The sequence below is a fragment of the Trinickia symbiotica genome, from assembly GCF_003028655.1.
GTDB classification, from domain to species: Bacteria; Pseudomonadota; Gammaproteobacteria; order Burkholderiales; family Burkholderiaceae; genus Trinickia; species Trinickia symbiotica_A.
The window spans coordinates 1-16,170 of record NZ_PYUC01000022.1; the positions used below are offsets into that span (position 1 = coordinate 1).

The 16,170-nt window shown below is 64.3% G+C and carries 11 protein-coding genes; 1 reads left to right on the plus strand and 10 read right to left on the minus strand.

The window, feature by feature from the left end; all coding sequences use genetic code 11:
* Together alaS and C9I57_RS29300 are read right to left on the minus strand one after the other, a co-directional pair.
* Positions 1 to 2,553, minus strand: a 2,553-nt coding sequence (alaS, locus tag C9I57_RS29290) for an alanine--tRNA ligase (RefSeq protein WP_107154093.1), incomplete at its 3' end; no start/stop codon positions are given.
* 243 nt (positions 2,554 to 2,796) lie between these two features.
* Positions 2,797 to 3,009 carry a hypothetical protein gene (locus C9I57_RS29300; protein WP_018438968.1) on the minus strand — a complete coding sequence of 71 codons (213 nt, stop codon included), beginning with the start codon at positions 3,007 to 3,009 and terminating at the stop codon, positions 2,797 to 2,799.
* Positions 3,010 to 3,303: 294 nt separating this feature from the next.
* On the opposite strand from C9I57_RS29300, the gene C9I57_RS29305 reads away from it, so the two are divergent.
* Positions 3,304 to 5,019: a glutamine--tRNA ligase/YqeY domain fusion protein gene (locus tag C9I57_RS29305; protein WP_107154094.1), complete on the plus strand. Its 1,716-nt coding sequence runs from the start codon at positions 3,304 to 3,306 to the stop codon at positions 5,017 to 5,019.
* Between the two features lie 74 nt (positions 5,020 to 5,093).
* On the opposite strand, the gene C9I57_RS29310 is transcribed toward C9I57_RS29305, so the two are convergent.
* From C9I57_RS29310 to C9I57_RS29345, 8 genes are all read right to left on the minus strand, one after another.
* The gene (locus C9I57_RS29310) at positions 5,094 to 7,829 is read right to left on the minus strand and encodes an MGH1-like glycoside hydrolase domain-containing protein (protein WP_107154040.1); all 2,736 of its coding nucleotides are present in this window, start codon (positions 7,827 to 7,829) and stop codon (positions 5,094 to 5,096) included.
* A gap of 93 nt (positions 7,830 to 7,922) precedes the next feature.
* Positions 7,923 to 9,893 carry an amylo-alpha-1,6-glucosidase gene (locus C9I57_RS29315; RefSeq protein WP_107154041.1) on the minus strand — a complete coding sequence of 657 codons (1,971 nt, stop codon included), beginning with the start codon at positions 9,891 to 9,893 and terminating at the stop codon, positions 7,923 to 7,925.
* 10 nt (positions 9,894 to 9,903) lie between these two features.
* The gene (locus C9I57_RS29320) at positions 9,904 to 10,353 is read right to left on the minus strand and encodes an NUDIX hydrolase (protein WP_107154042.1); all 450 of its coding nucleotides are present in this window, start codon (positions 10,351 to 10,353) and stop codon (positions 9,904 to 9,906) included.
* Positions 10,354 to 10,492: 139 nt separating this feature from the next.
* Complete coding sequence (gene aqpZ, locus C9I57_RS29325; RefSeq protein WP_107154043.1) at positions 10,493 to 11,221, minus strand: aquaporin Z; 729 nt, start codon at positions 11,219 to 11,221, stop codon at positions 10,493 to 10,495.
* Positions 11,222 to 11,430: 209 nt separating this feature from the next.
* Positions 11,431 to 13,989, minus strand: coding sequence for an ATP-binding protein (locus C9I57_RS29330; RefSeq protein ID WP_146166289.1), 2,559 nt, complete (start codon positions 13,987 to 13,989; stop codon positions 11,431 to 11,433).
* The gene (locus C9I57_RS29335) at positions 13,986 to 14,642 is read right to left on the minus strand and encodes a response regulator transcription factor (protein ID WP_181321995.1); all 657 of its coding nucleotides are present in this window, start codon (positions 14,640 to 14,642) and stop codon (positions 13,986 to 13,988) included. Before C9I57_RS29335 ends, C9I57_RS29330 begins: the two co-directional genes overlap by 4 nt.
* 250 nt (positions 14,643 to 14,892) lie before the next feature.
* Entirely contained in the window at positions 14,893 to 15,498 is a 606-nt protein-coding gene (locus C9I57_RS29340; protein WP_107154046.1) for an HrpE/YscL family type III secretion apparatus protein, read from the minus strand.
* Positions 15,499 to 15,507: 9 nt separating this feature from the next.
* The gene (locus C9I57_RS29345; RefSeq protein WP_146166290.1) at positions 15,508 to 16,122 is read right to left on the minus strand and encodes a hypothetical protein; all 615 of its coding nucleotides are present in this window, start codon (positions 16,120 to 16,122) and stop codon (positions 15,508 to 15,510) included.
* Positions 16,123 to 16,170: the final 48 nt, after the last annotated feature.

Here is a 16,170-nt window from a genome sequence, read left to right on the forward strand (position 1 = left end):
CGCCTGAGCCATGTCGGGCCGCCCGCCCCCCTTGCCGCCCACCTGTTGAGCGACAAAATTGACGAGCTCGCCGGCCTTCACCTTCTTGCTCGCGTCGGGCGTCACGCCGGCGATGAGACTCACCTTGCCGCCATCGACGGAGGCCAGCACGATCGCGGCATGCTTGAGCTTGTCCTTCAGCTTGTCCACGGCTTCGCGCAGCGTCTTCACATCGGCGCCTTCGAGCGTCGCCGCAAGCACTTGCAGCCCGGCCACGTCGACAGCCTGCGCGACGAGCTCGTCGCCCTGGCTCGAGGCCAGCTTCGACTTCAGCGCGGCAAGCTCCTTCTCGAGCGACTTCACCTGATCCTGCACCTGGCCGATGCGCTGAGTCAGCTCGGACGGCTGCGCCTTCAGCGTGGCCGCGGCTTCGTGCAGCTGCGTTTCGAGCGTTTGCACATAGCGCACGGCGTTGTCGCCCGTGATCGCCTCGACGCGCCGAACGCCGGCCGCCACGCCGGTCTCGCCGACGATCTTGAACAAACCGATGTCGCCCGTCCGATGCACGTGCGTGCCGCCGCAGAGCTCGCGCGAAAAGCCGAGATCGAGCACGCGCACCTCGTCGCCGTACTTCTCGCCGAAGAGCGCCATGGCGCCGGCCTTCACTGCGTCGTCGAACGGCATCACGCGCACGACGCCGGGCGCATTGGCCAGCACCTCGGCGTTGACGATGTCCTCGACGCGCCGGATCTCGTCATCGGTCATCGGCGCATTGTGCACGAAGTCGAAGCGCGTCTTGTCCGGATCGACGAGCGAGCCCTTTTGCTGCACATGCGAGCCGAGCACTTCGCGCAACGCCTTGTGCATCAGGTGCGTGGCCGAGTGATTGCGCGCCGTGCGCGCCCGGCGGATCGCATCGATTTCGGCTTTGACGACGTCGCCGACTTTCAACGTGCCCTGCTCGACGATGCCGTGATGCCCGATCACGTCGGCCTGCACCTTCTGCGTATCGTGCACGGCAAAGCGCACGCAGGCGTTGGCAAGCAGGCCCGTGTCGCCGACCTGGCCGCCCGACTCCGCATAGAACGGCGTGTGATCGAGCACGACGACGGCCTGCTGGCCGTTCTCCGCCTGATCGACGGACGAGCCGTCGACGTAGAGCGCGACGACCTTCGCATCGTCGAAGATCATTTCCTCGTAGCCGTGGAACGTCGTCTTCGCGCCCGAGTACTCGAGCCCCTGCGCCATCTTGAACTTGCCGGCGGCGCGGGCCTGCTCGCGCTGGCGCGACATCGCCTCGTCGAACGCCGCCTCGTCGACGGACACGCCGCGCTCGCGGCAGACGTCGGCCGTCAAGTCGAGCGGGAAACCGTACGTATCGTGCAGCTTGAACGCCACTTCGCCGTCGAGCACCTTGCCGCCCTTCTTCTCGAGATCGGCGAGCGCCGCCTCGAGGATCGACATGCCGTGCTCGATCGTTTCGAAGAAACGCTCCTCCTCCTGACGCAGCACGTCAGTGACGCGCGCCTCGCCTTCGCGCAGCTCGGCGTAAGCGCCGCCCATCTGCGCGACGAGATCGGCCACGAGCTTGTGGAAGAACGGCCGCTTGCAGCCGAGCTTGTACCCGTGGCGGATGGCGCGGCGCACGATCCGGCGCAGCACGTAGCCCCGCCCCTCGTTGCCGGGAATGACACCGTCGACGATGAGGAACGAGCAGGCACGAATATGGTCGGCGATGACCTTCAGCGAGTTGTTCGAGAGATCGGAGACGCCCGTTTCGCGCGCGGCGGCCTCGATGAGCGCCTGAAAGAGGTCGATCTCGTAATTGCTGTGAACGTGCTGGAGGACGGCGGCGATCCGCTCGAGCCCCATGCCGGTGTCGACGCACGGCTTCGGCAGCGGCGTCATGTTGCCCTGCGCGTCGCGATTGAACTGCATGAACACGAGATTCCAGATCTCGATGTAGCGGTCGCCGTCTTCCTCGGGCGATCCGGGCGGGCCGCCCCAGACTTCGGGCCCGTGATCGTAGAAGATCTCCGAGCAAGGACCGCAGGGGCCCGTATCGGCCATCTGCCAGAAGTTGTCGGACGCATAGCGTGCGCCCTTGTTGTCGCCGATGCGCACGATCCGCTCGGCCGGCACGCCGATTTCCTTCGCCCAGATGTCGTAGGCCTCGTCGTCCTCCTGGTACACGGTGACCCAGAGCTTGTCCTTCGGCAGATGGTAGACCGAGGTCAGCAGCTCCCACGCGTAGTGAATCGCATCGCGCTTGAAGTAGTCGCCGAACGAGAAGTTGCCGAGCATCTCGAAGAACGTATGGTGCCGCGCGGTATAGCCGACATTCTCGAGGTCGTTGTGCTTGCCGCCCGCGCGCACGCTGCGCTGCGCCGTGGTCGCGCGCCGGTAGGGACGCGACTCAGCGCCGAGAAACACGTCCTTGAACTGCACCATGCCCGAATTGGTGAAGAGCAGCGTCGGATCGTTGGCGGGTACGAGGCTCGACGAGCGGACGATCGTATGGCCCTTCGATTCGAAGAACTTGAGGAATTTCTCGCGGATTTCGGCGGCTTTCATAAAGGACTGGGAGACGGTCTCGACAGGAATCCGGCTTGCCCCGCGCTGCCGTGCGCGGGCCTGAGCCGTTTTCACCCTAAACGAGTCATTATACGGAAATGTCGGCCGGGCGCCCCGTTCCGTGGGGCGCGCTTCGCGACGAATCCCGAGCGCGTTCGCCATCGCGATACGCTCGTCCCGATCATCGCCGAGATGGTCCGCTCACGCGGCAAGCACGAATGAATCGCGACGCTTCGTTTGAGCTCAGCGTCGCGCCGTGCCCGCGCCGATGAGGCCGCCCGCGGCCGCACCGGCGATCGTGCCGATCGGGCCGCCGGTCAGCACGTAGCCGAGCGCGCCGCCCGCGGCCGCGCCGACGGCGGCGTGCGTTTGCGTGCGCGACATCGATCCGCAGGCCGTCATGCTCGATACGAGCGCGGCGACGACAGTGAGCTTGGCAATGGTCGAAGTCTTCATTTTTTGACCGATACGCGAGATTGACGAATGAGCGCCGCCGCATGCGTGGCGATCTGCTTGCGGGGCTCGATGCAATACGGGTCGCATCGTAAAGACGACTGCGCCCCGCGCGCAAACCGATTTACCGCCTGTTACGCCGCTAACAGGGTCGCAATGCCTGTAAGCGTCGCGGGGCCCGATTTGCGCGCGCGAAGGCGCAAGCGCCCGAGAGGGCCGCCTCCGAAGCCTCTCAGGTAGAATGGCTGGATCGAGCGGGCGCGTCCCGCGTTGTATAAGCCGACCAAACTCCTGCGCATGAACACCGAACGTAACGACGCCGCGGCGGCAGCACCGTCCAATTTCATCCGAAACATCGTCGACGAAGACAACCGCAGCTCGAAGTGGAGAGGCCGTGTCGAGACGCGCTTTCCGCCCGAGCCGAACGGCTATCTGCACATCGGCCATGCGAAGAGCATCTGCCTGAACTTCGGCATCGCGCGCGACTACGGCGGCGTATGCCATTTGCGGTTCGACGATACGAACCCGGAGAAGGAGAGCGTCGAATACGTCGAGTCAATCGTCGACGCCGTGCGCTGGCTCGGCTTCGACTGGGCGAAGGAAGGCACGGAGCATCTCTACTATGCGAGCGACTACTACGACCGGCTCTACGAGTACGCCGAGCTGCTGATCGAGCGCGGCAAGGCCTACGTCGACAGCCAGTCGGCGGAGCAAATGCGCGCAACGCGCGGCTCGCTGACCGAGCCGGGCACGCCGTCGCCCTATCGCGATCGCACGCCTGAAGAAAACCTCGACCTCTTTCGCAGGATGAAGGCCGGCGAGTTCGAAGAAGGCGCCCACGTGTTGCGCGCGAAGATCGATATGAGCTCGCCGAACTTGAATATGCGCGACCCGGTGCTTTATCGGATTCGTTTCGCGCATCACTACCGGACGGGCGACCGCTGGTGCGTCTATCCGATGTACGACTACACGCACTGTATCTCGGACGCGCTCGAGGGCATCACGCACTCGCTTTGCACGCTCGAATTCGAGGATCATCGCCCGCTTTACGACTGGATCCTCGACGAGCTCGCGGACGCCGGCGTGTTCACGCGGCCGCTGCCGCAGCAAATCGAGTTTTCGCGGCTGAATCTGACTTATGCGATCACGAGCAAGCGCAAGCTGCTGCAACTCGTGACCGAGGGGCACGTCGACGGCTGGGACGATCCGCGCATGCCGACGATCGTCGGCGTGCGGCGGCGCGGCTTCACGCCTGACAGCATCCGGCTGTTCTGCGATCGCATCGGCGTGACCAAGGTCGATTCATGGATCGACATGAGCGTGTTCGAAGGCGCGCTGCGCGACGACCTCGATGACAAGGCACCGCGCACGGCGGCGGTGCTCGATCCGGTAAAGCTCATCATCGACAACTTCCCGGCGGATCTCGCCGAACCCTGCACGGCGCCCGTCCATCCGCACCATCCCGAGCGCGGCGAGCGCACGTTCCCGATTACGCGCGAGCTCTGGATCGAGCGCGACGATTTCATGGAAACACCGCCCAAGGGATACTTCCGGCTCTTCCCGGGCAACAAGGTGCGCTTGCGGTACGGCTACGTGATCGAATGCACGGGTGCCGAGAAGGACGAGCACGGCAACGTGGTCGCCGTTCACTGCAACTACTTCCCCGACAGCAGGTCGGGCACCGAAGGCGCGAACAACTACAAAGTCAAGGGCAACATTCACTGGGTCAGCGCGACGCATGCGCTGCCCGTGGAAGTGCGGCTCTACGATCGCCTTTTCAAGGAAGCGCAACCTGACGCGGGCGGGCGCGACTTCCTCGAGGCGCTGAACCCCGACTCCAAGCGCGTGGTGCAGGCCTATCTCGAGCCGGGCGCCGAGACGATGCAGCCCGAGGACCGGTGTCAGTTCGAGCGGCATGGATACTTCGTCGCCGATCGCTACGACTCGAAGCCGGGCAAGCCGGTGTTCAACCGGATCGTCGGCCTGCGCGATAGTTGGGGCAAGCCGGCCTGAACGACGGGGCGCGCAAGGCGCCCCTGTCGTCGCGAGCCGGAATCTCGATCGAATCGATTCTTCGAGTCCAGGCGCTAGCGCGCCGCTGCTTCGGTCGGTTCCCGCTCCACGGTCGTCGGCGCCATCGCCGGCAACATGCCCGAGGGCATCATCCGATGCGGCTGGAGCAGCAGCGCGACGAGCCCGCTCCAGCCAGTCTGATGCGAGGCGCCCACGCCACGGCCGTTGTCTCCGTGAAAATACTCGTGAAACAGGACGAGGTCCTGCGAACGGGAATCCGCCTGCAGCATCGGGTAGGCCGCCATGACGGGGCGCAACCCGGCGTCATCCTTCAGGAATAACGTCGTCACGCGTCGCGCAAGTTCGTCCGCGACCTCCTTCAGGGAGACGTTCTTTCCCGAACCCGTCGGGCATTCCACCTTGAAGTCGTCGCCGTAATAGCGATAAAACTCGTACAGCGACTCGATCAGCAGGTAGTTCACCGGTATCCATATCGGCCCTCGCCAGTTCGAATTGCCGCCAAACGCACGGGAGTCCGATTCGGCCGGCTGATACTTGACCGAAAAGCTCGCGCCGTCATGCTCGAAAATATACGGTGCATCCCGATGCACGCGCGAGAGCGCGCGCACGCCGTGAGGGGAAAGGAATTCGCTCTCGTCGAGCACGCGCCGCAACAGCGCCTTCATGCGATGTCCGCGCAGCAGCGACAGCAGCGTCGTATTGCCCGAGCCGGGCTCGGTCCAGCGCGAAACGAGCTTCGCCAGATTCGGCCGATGACCGAGGAACCAATCGAGCCGCTCGCGTAGTCCGGGCAAATGTCCATGCAACCGCTCCTCGAGAACGTGAACGGCAAAGAGCGGGATCAATCCGACGATCGAACGGATTCGCATCGGCAAGCGGCAACCGTCGGCGAAGTGCAATACGTCGTAGAAAAACCCGTCCTCTTCGTCCCACAAGCCCGTATCGCAACCGTCGGAGCAACTCACCGCCTCCGCGATGTAGAGAAAGTGCTCGAAGAACTTCACGGCGATGTCGACATAGGCCTTGTTCGTCATGGCCAGCTCGAGTCCGATCCGCATGAGATCGAGGGCGTACGCCGCCATCCAGGCCGTGCCATCCGCCTGATCGATGCGATCGCCCGCCGGCAATCGCGAAGACCGGTCGAAGATGCCGACGTTGTCGAGACCGAGAAAGCCGCCCTGAAAAATGTTGCGGTCCTCGGCGTCTTTGCGATTCACCCACCATGAGAAATTCAGCAGCAGCTTATGGAAGATGAGTTCGAGAAACTCGCGATCGCCGACGCCCGTCTGCTCGCGATCGAGCTCGTACACGCGCCATGCCGCCCAGGCATGCACAGGCGGGTTGGCGTCGCCGAACGCCCACTCGTAGGCCGGCAGTTGTCCATTCGGATGCATATACCGCTCTTTGACGAGCAGCAGCAGTTGATTCTTGGCGAACTCGGGATCGACGAGCGCCAGCGCGACCGCATGAAACGCCAGGTCCCACGAGGCATACCACGGGTATTCCCATTTGTCCGGCATCGATACGACGTCGCCGTTGCACATATGCCGCCAGTCGGCATTGCGGCCACGTCGACGCGCTTTAGGCGGCTTCGGCTGCCCCGGATCGCCGTCGTGCCAGCGCGTCACGTCGAACTGGTAATACTGCTTCGACCAGAGCATCCCGGCGAGCGCTTGCCGCTGAACGAGTCGGGCATCGGCATCGGCGATGTCGTGCTGAAGCGCCGCATAGAATTCGTCCGCCTCGGCGAGCCGGCGCGCGAAGAGCGCCTCCATGTCGAGCGGCGCCTCGGCGACGAGCGGCGTTGGACGCCAGCGCAAGTACGACACGGAGCGCTCATGCGGCGTGAGTTCGAGACGAAGATGCGCCGCCGCGCGCGTGCCGGCGTCGCGTCTGATTGCCCGCTCGTCGCCGTGGACGATGCAGTCGTTGAAGCCATCCTTGAACGGCCCAGTACCATCCATGCCGAATAGGCGGCGCACGTTCGTTTCGTTTTCGCAGAACAACCATTCGATCGGCTGTTGAGCCGCCGCCGTCACGGTCAACGGTTCGAGCGCCGGGTTGCGCGCCGCAACGCACATGCCGCCGCCCTCTTGCGGCTCGAGCGTGAGCGTCGGCTTGCCGCCCTTGCCCGACCACGCCCACCGGTTGCGCGCCCAGAATTGCAGCAATAGGTGCAGTGCCGCCGGCTGCTCTCCACGGTTTTCCACTGTCACGCGCATCGCGACATCATCGGGTGTGCGCTTCGCGTATTCGACATAGACGTCGAAATACCGGTCGTCGTCGAATGCACCGGTGTCGAGCACTTCATATTCGGGCTGGTCCGCGCCGCGCCGCTTGTTTTCCGCGACGAGATCGTCGTAGGGGTAGGCGCCATGGGGATACTTGTAGAGCATCCGCATGTAGGAATGCGTAGGCGTGCCGTCGAGGTAGAAGTAGAGCTCCTTCACATCCTCGCCATGATTGCCCTCGGCGTTGTTCAAACCGAAGAGGCGCTCCTTGATGATCGGATCGTGCCCGTTCCATAGCGCGAGCGATACGCACCAATCGAGCGGATCGTTGCCGAACCCGGCCAGGCCGTCCTCGCCCCACCGATACATGCGGCTGCGCGCATGGTCATGCGGAAAGTAGTCCCAGGCCGTGCCGTTCTCGCTGTAGTCCTCGCGAACGGTTCCCCACTGCCGCTCGCTCAGGTAGGGCCCCCAGCGGCGCCATCGATCGCGCTCGGGACCATGAAGGCGAGCCCATTCAGCCGATTTGAGCGGATCGACGGTACGCGGTGGCGACATGAGACCTCCGATCGAAAGTCCGAGCGCGGCAGGTTCGGCGCACGAGCGCGGGTTCGCCGCGATAGCTGCAAACGGCGCGCCGCTTCTCGGCTATTATGCCGCGAGCATCCTTTCGATTCGCAACAGCTCGCCGAGCGACCACGCCTGAAACGGCGCGCCGCGAGCAACGTGCGGCGCATCGCCGTCCGCAATCTCGCTGAGGTGGTCGAGCCCGAATCGTTCGAGATGCGCAAGCAACGGCGCGAGAAAGCGCTTGCGCGCCAGATCGAAGCGGGTCGCGTCCGAAATGCCCGCGTCCCGCTGCACGCGCAACCAGGCCTCGACGAACGGCCCGATCAGCCACAACCAGACTGCCCCTTGATGATAGGCGCCGTCGCGCTCGAGCAGCGATCCTTCATACCGACCGACATAATCAGGGTCGCTCGCTGCAAGCGAACGCAGGCCGAGCGGCGTGAGCAATTGCGCTTCGACCTGCTCGACGATAGCGCGCGCACGCGCGCCGTCCACAATGGCATACGGCAGACCGCCTACCGCGAAGATCTGGTTAGGACGGATTTTTGCGTCGACGCGGCCCGGCTCATGGTCGGCGTCGACGACGTCATACAACGCACCGGTCTGCGGATTCACGAAGCGCTCGGCAAACGAAGCGCTGGCGCGCGCTTCCAGTTCGCGCCAGCGCCCATCCCATTCGAGCGCGATACGCAACGCATTGATCCACAGCGCCTGCACCTCGACCGGCTTGCCGATGCGCGGCGTGACGACCCACTCGCCCACTTTCGCGTCCATCCACGTCAGTTGCACGCCGGCCACGCCCGCGCGCAGCAGGCCGTCGCCGTCGGCCGCGATGTTGAAGCGCGTTCCGCGCGCATAGCCTTCGAGAATGGCGCCGATGGCGGATCGCAAGCGCTCGCATGTCGCCGCCGACCCGCATCGCTTCCCGAGGTACTCGTGGACTGCCACGACGAACCACAACGATGCGTCGACTGAGTTATAGACGGGTGCGGCGCCGTCGTCGGGAAAGCGATTGGGCAGCATGCCGTCCGAAATCGATCCTGCCCATTCGAGCAGGATCGATTCGGCTTCGCGATATCGCCGAGTTGCAAGCAGCAACCCGCGCATGGCGATGAATGTATCGCGGCCCCAATCGGTGAACCAGGGATAGCCCGCGATGATCGTGCGGCCGTCGCCGCGCGCGACGAGATAGGCGTCGGCGGATCGTTCCAGGCGGCTCGCGAATGCGGCGCGGCGTCGCCGCTCGCGGTCCGCGAGATCGACGACGGCATGGAGGGCGGGCGTGACGGCGGGCACCATCGCTTTTAGCGCGTCGCCTGAGCATGCGTTCAGAATCATCACGGCTTCAATGCGCGTCAGATCGAACGAAAAAATGCCCGGCGCCGCGAGATCCTCGCTGTAGTCGAGCCCGCGTTCCTGTTCGCGCACATAGCAAAAATTGCGATACCAATCCGGCGCATGAGTGTACGCACCGTTGTGCCGCACGACGATCGCGGGCAGATCGCCGTACGGCCGCCACCCGACGCGGCCGTCCGCTTGATGCGGCGAAAAGTCGAATAAGGGATTTTCGTGATGGAGCGCGTGATAGTCGCGCCCGGAAATCAAAGGGCGGACGTGCAGCGTGAGCGCGCCGGTACACGGCGTACCGCTTTCCAGCCGCCAGCGTAAGACAGTCTCCGCCGAATCGCGTACGACGAAGACCTCGACCGTAACGTATGAATACTCGTCGATCCGAAAGCGCCACGTGGGCCAGGGCGTGGTATCGAACGCTGCGAGTTCCGCCGTGGCGGCCGGATACATCGTATGCGGCAAGTAGAGATGCCGCGTGAGCGCATAGCGGGCTCCGCCCGCCGACTCAATCCATGCCTCCATGCCGTTGACCAGCACGACACGGCCAGTCGGCGGCCGTGTCGCTGCGAGCAACAGTGCGTGATAGCGCCGCGTCCGCTCTCCTCCCGCCGTCCCCGACGCAAAGCCGCCGAGCCCGTCGGTCTCCAGCCACTCGGCCTCGCTTGCCTCCCCGGCGCCGTGCGGTTGATCGACTCGAGTCACGGGGCCGGCCCTAGAGGGATCCGTGCAGATCAGTCAGCGACAACGCCGTCTCGAAGAGCCGTGTCAGGCTCTTGCTCGCGTATTGCGACAATTCGAGCGGCGCTGCCCAACGAAATGCGTCCATCTCGGGAATCATCGATCCGTCCTTGCGGCTTGGGAACATCGATGTACATGTACATTGCGCGAGATCGACCTCGCCTTCGGCCACACGCGCGGCGAACAAGTGCAAGTCCTTGTCGCGCCGATAAGGAAAACGCCCGAGGTCCTTGAGACGCTCGGGCGCAAGCGCGATGCCGGTCTCCTCGCGCAATTCGCGAAGCGCCGCGTCGCACGGCGATTCGCCCTCCTCACCCTGCCCCTTTGGAATGTCCCAATGTGTCGTATCCGTCGCGTGCGCCAGCAACACACGCCCATTCGGATCGAGCAGGATGACCCCGCATGAAACTGTTCGCTCGCTCATCGTATTCACCTCTCTCGCACTCCCCGAGCGTACCGCGGAACGCGCGTACGCGGGCGCAGGCAATCAAGCGGGATACGAGAGCGAATCCGTATTTCGAGCCGCTACCCCCAACGAACAACGTAAAGGCGAAAGTCCGCGATCACGTGGTAGCGGGACGACTCGCCGCGACCGCCGCCGGCCGCTCCTCGAGCAAGAACCGATACACGGCACCCCCCGCCGCGCCGCCGACGAGCGGAACGACCCAGAAAACCCAGAGCTGGCCGAGCGCCCAGCCGCCCTGAAAGAGCGCGACGCCCGTGCTGCGCGCCGGATTCACCGACGTGTTCGTGACCGGGATGCTGATGAGGTGAATCAGCGTCAAGGCGAGCCCGATCGCGATCGGTGCGAAACCCGCGGGCGCACGCTTGTCCGTGGCGCCATGAATGATCAGGACGAAAAATGCGGTGAGCACGAATTCGGCGATGATGGCCGCTTGCAACGAATAGCCGCCAGGCGAATGCTCCCCATAGCCGTTCGACGCGAATCCGCTCGCCGATGCATCGAAGCCCGCCTTGCCGCTCGCGATCAAATAAAGCACCCCCGCTGCGACGATGCCTCCAATCACCTGCGCCACGATGTATTGGACGACTTCCTGACCGGGAAAACGCCCGCCCGCAAAAAGACCGACCGTCACGGCGGGATTGAAATGGCCTCCAGAAATATGACCGACCGCATAGGCCATCGTCAGCACGGTGAGCCCGAACGCCAAAGCCACGCCGACAAAGCCGATACCCAATTGAGGAAATGCCGCGGCAAGCACGGCGCTGCCGCAACCGCCGAACACGAGCCAGAACGTGCCGAATGCTTCGGCCGCGAGTCGCCTGAACATGAACCCTCTCCCAGGTGATGAGGTACGAGGATACTAAGCGAGGCGAAACCGCAATTCAAGGCGAATTAAGCGTACTTCCAGTCGATTTAACAATATTTGAACCTTTGCTGAAAATTGGCTTTTTTTATCCTATTGAAGCCCAGACTGATTGCGGCTACCTCACTGGCTACGCGCTGTTTTCGCGGGCCTACCGCGCGACGGCGCGCGTTCTACGAAGCGCGCTCCGAGCGCGGTCGCGACGATTCGCCAGCGACGCGCGCCACGGCCGACTGCAGCGCCTGCACGTCCGGCCACGGCGCCTCTCCGTTCAGCAGACTTTGCTCGAGCCGACGCGCCACGCGTGCGAGCTCCTCGAGGTGAAACCACGACGCAGTGCCGGCGATGCGATGAACGATCTCTCTCATTTGCTCGGCGTTCTCATCGATCGATAGCGACGACAGTTCCGCTGTCTCCTCAGTCAACGTTTGTCGCAGCTTTTCCCACAAATCGGCGTGCTGCTCAGCCGGAATGCCGGCCTCCTCGAGCGCGTAAGCAGGCGGCGCCGTCGTGCCGTAGCGCTCGAGCAGCGCACGCAATTGCTGCGGTTCGACGGGCTTGACGAATACCTCGTCGGCGCCGGCGGCAAAGCATTCGTCACGTTGCTGCTGTAGGGCATTCGCTGTCAGCGCGACGAGCACCGTGTGTGCGCCCGTGCCGACTTCGCGCTGACGAATCCGCCGCATCAGCTCGACTCCGCCCATGACCGGCATCGCGCAATCGGTGATGACCATCGCATAGGACCGGCGCCTGAGCGCCTCGAGCGCCTCGAGGCCGTTACTCGCACAATCGCATTCGGCGACACGAAGATTCGTGAGCTGACGCCTCAGGACCTCGCGATTGATGTCCTGATCCTCGACGAGCAGGATGCGCCGCGAAGATCCTTCTCGTGCCGGCGCGGCCGCGCCGGGGCTGGCGACGAGCGCTTCACCCCCGCCTGGCGCGGCACTTCGGTCTACGCACAACGGCAGTTCGATCGACACTGTCGTGCCGCGCCCGGCCTCGCTCTCGAGCGCAATCGATCCGCCCATCGATTCGACGAGTCGCTTGCAGATCGCGAGCCCGAGGCCGGTGCCGCCATAGCCGGCGGTCGCCGCGCTGCGAGCCTGGACGAACGGCGAAAAGAGCCGCGCCAGATCCTCGCGAGCGATGCCGATGCCCGTATCGGCCACGCGAATGAGGATGCGCTCTTGGTCTTCCGTCGTGGCAAGCACGTCGACCGACAGTGTGACGGCCCCACGATCGGTAAACTTCGACGCATTGCCGAGCAGGTTCAACAGCACTTGGCCGAGCCGCTGGCCGTCGCCGATATGGCGAGGCGCGAGCGCCGGCGATACATCGACGTTGAAACGCAACCCCTTGCGTTCCATCTCGGGCGTGACGATGCCGGCCGTTCGCTCGACGAGCTCAGTCAGGTTCATCGGCGCGGACGTCAGCGTCAGATCGCCGTTTTCGCTCTTCGCGAAGTCGAGGATATCGTTGAGGATTCGCAGCAGAATCTCGGCAGCGTTGCGCGCCATGTTGAGCAGATACTGGTCGTCGCGCGAAAGCCGGCCGTGATCGAGCAGTTGCAGGATGCCGACCACGCCGCTCATCGGGGTGCGTATCTCGTGACTCACGGTGGCAAGGAAAGCATCGCGCGCGCGAGAGGCCTCTTCGGCATCGTGTTTGGCGGCGACGAGCGCGGCCTTCTCCAGGACGAGCTGACGCTCGGTCCAACGGCGCTGCCTGACCTCCTTGCGCAGCCGCAACATGTAGCCGCAGAGCACGGCCAGAAAAATGATCGTGACGGCGACGACGGGAGTCAGGACGATCCATAGCGTGCGCGGCGGAATGCCGAAAGTGAAGCGCGTCGACAGCCAACTATGTTGGATATGTTCGCGCTCGCGCTCCGGGATCGACGCAAGCACGCGATCGATCAAAGGCACGAGGGCCGCGAAACGCGGCGCGACGCCGAAAGAGAGGTCCTCGAAATGCCCCGTCGGCGCGGCGATGCGCAGGATTCCGGCGTATTTTTCCCGCACCAGCCGATCGACGACACCGAGGTTGCCGATGTACGCGAACGCTTGGCCGCTCGCCACGGCGTCGAGCCCATCCGCTGTCCGCGCCACCGTGATCGTCCGCATCTTGTCCAAGCCCGGCATTTCGGCGCGCATGCCCTCCGAATCCTTGACGAGTGCCACTTCGGCTCCGGCGATATCCCTCGGCCCACCAATGAAAGGTGCCGTTTCGCGCGTCACGATGACGAGCGGATAGCGGACGTAAGGCCGCGAATAGTTGAAGCCCGCGACGAGGCCATCGGAACGCGATGCCGCCACGACGAGATCGAGCCCGCCGCTGTTGGCGAGCCGGATCGTTTCGCTCCATGACTGAGTCGGCACCATACGGACTCGCACGCCCAGCGTCTCGCGTATGAAATCGAGGTAATCGGCGGAAATGCCTTCGAAATGGCCCGTATCGTCGACAAACGCCATCGGCGCCCAGCGAGGGTCGGTGCCGATGCGCAGCTCCGGCAGCGACGCAAGATACGATCGCTCCTCGGGCGAGAGCGACAGGTGCAAGTCCCAGCTCGCGCGTGGCAAGCGCGGCGCTTCGTCGGAGGCCTCGCAACCGGCCAGTGCCGCGAGCAGCGACGAAGCCAGCAGCCACGCGAGCATTGCCGCGAGCGCGCGCGAGCGCAATGGCAACGCCGTCTGCCAGTTCGACAATCTCCCGCGCGCCATACGACTCATGCCGAAGAAAGGTCGTTATTGCGGCAGTATTCGAGCAGTTCCTGGTTCGTCGAAAGCCCGAGCTTACGCTGCGCATTGATCTTGTGGCGGCTGATCGTCTTCGGGCTCCTGTTCAAGCGCTGCGATATTTGCGTCGCGGTGAGGCCGTCATAGGCGAAAAGACGAATCACCTCGAGCTCGGCCGTCGTCAGCTCAGCGACGTGGCCCACGCGCGGACCGACGATGCTCGCGCTCGCCAGCAACGATTCGAGCCCCGGGCTCAGATAGGTGCGGCCCTGGGCAGCCGCAAGCAGGGCGAAACTCAACTCCTGCACGCCACCCGCTTTCTCGACGATCGCCTTCACGCCCTTCGCCATCAGCTTGTTGTGAATCGCCGCATTGCGCAGCGCCGTGATGACGACAATGGGCATATCCGGCTTGATCCTCTTCAGGCGATCGATCAGCGCGACGCCGTCTTGCGTGCGCCCACCCGGCATCGCGTAGTCGGTGACGATCAGATCGCAGGGCACGGTCTTGACCGCGGCTATGAGCTCGTCGGCAGTGCCGGCCTCCCCCACGATCTCGGCCATCCCATTGGCCTCGAGCGCAGTGCGGATGCCGTAGCGGACGACGGCGTGATCGTCCGCGATGATGATACGCAGCAGCTTGTTCATGATGCCCTGTACCCCTGATCCGATGCGAACGACAACGATGCTCCGAAGACTCGAACGCCGCGTTGCGCGCACCACCGGCATTCTTTTAATGGGTCGCGTCCGAGGAAACTCGAAATGCTAGCGATAAGGACTGCATTCGATAATACGAAAATTCTTGGAATCGCAAAGAACTTCCAGCGAGCGTCGAGTCTGCTTTTCCGCATTCCATGCCGAATCGTCAAAGTGTGGGAAAAGAGCCGTTTTTGCGCATTCAGCGAGCGGCGTTCGATATGGTTTCGATGAGGACGTCGAACGAAAGCAGCCACTCGCCTTCCCCGGACGACAGCCGACACGCTCCCGCCGCAAGGGCCTCGTCGACTTCGATCGGCCATGGGAACGCGAGACCCGTGGCGCGCGTCGCGGCTTCATCGCCGGGCGAGAGATGAACCCGAGCCGCCGGCCCCGGGTCGATTTGCTTGCGCAGCTCGTCGACGACGATCGCAACGCGCTGATCTGCCGGCATGCGCACGGCTACCCGTTGCAAAGCAGCCTCCAAAGCAGCATCCAGCACCGGCTCGAGGCGAGCCAGCAGCGCTTCCCGGCAAGAACGGTAGGCGGCTTCCAACGCAACGGCTCGACGCAGCAACGCGGCATCGCTATCGCGGCGACGCTGCGCCTCGTCGCGCACAATGCGCGCTTCATGTTCCGCCGCCGTGCGATGCGCACGCTCAACGACGGCGTCCGCGGTCAGTCTTGCCGCCTCCATATACGCGGCAAGCTCGTGCAGCTGCGCCACTTCACCCGCTCGATAGACTAGCTGCACGGGCCAAGCATCGAGTCCTGGTGCGCGCGGAATGCGGCGGGCGACGAAAGTCATAGCGCGAAACTAGCCGGCTGCGGCAGGGGTAGCGGCGAGCCGCCGAGCTGTTGCAAGGGCGACGGCCAGGCAGAGCCCAACATCGATGTGAGCGATCGCGAGCGGACCCGTGACAACCGGTTCGGGCGGATCGCCGGAACAGGAATGTCCGCCGCCGGCGCACGCCATCGTCGAGGGCTCTTCGCCGTGCCGTTCATCGGGCGAGCGCATCATCAGGAGGCGGCCCGAGATATCGGGCCATTGCATCGCGGCTGCCCGCTGCAATAGGCGCAAGCCTGCCGTGCGCGCGTCGTAGGTGGTCGTGGTGGGCGATTCGACGATCCGCGATTCGAGGCAGTTGACGTCTCGATAACGAAGCGCGCACTGCCACAACGGATGGTGCGTCGGCCAACGCTTGAGTGGGCCTTCGCCGCCGCGAGCGAAACGCCATCCTCCCGAGGCACGCAGCACCGCGATCCAGCCGAGCACGCTCGCCAGTTCACGAAGAAGAGCCGGCGAAAAGCTGACAAGCTGCAGCCAGCGCGGGTCCGGCGGCGCGCGCCACTCGCACTCGAGGCCGAACGCGCCGATCCAGCCGCCAAAGACAAGACGCGCGGCCGAACCGGCTGCCGGCGCGACTGGCACTCCGTATCGAAGATGCCATCCGTGATCGGCCCAATGCCAAGGTTCAAA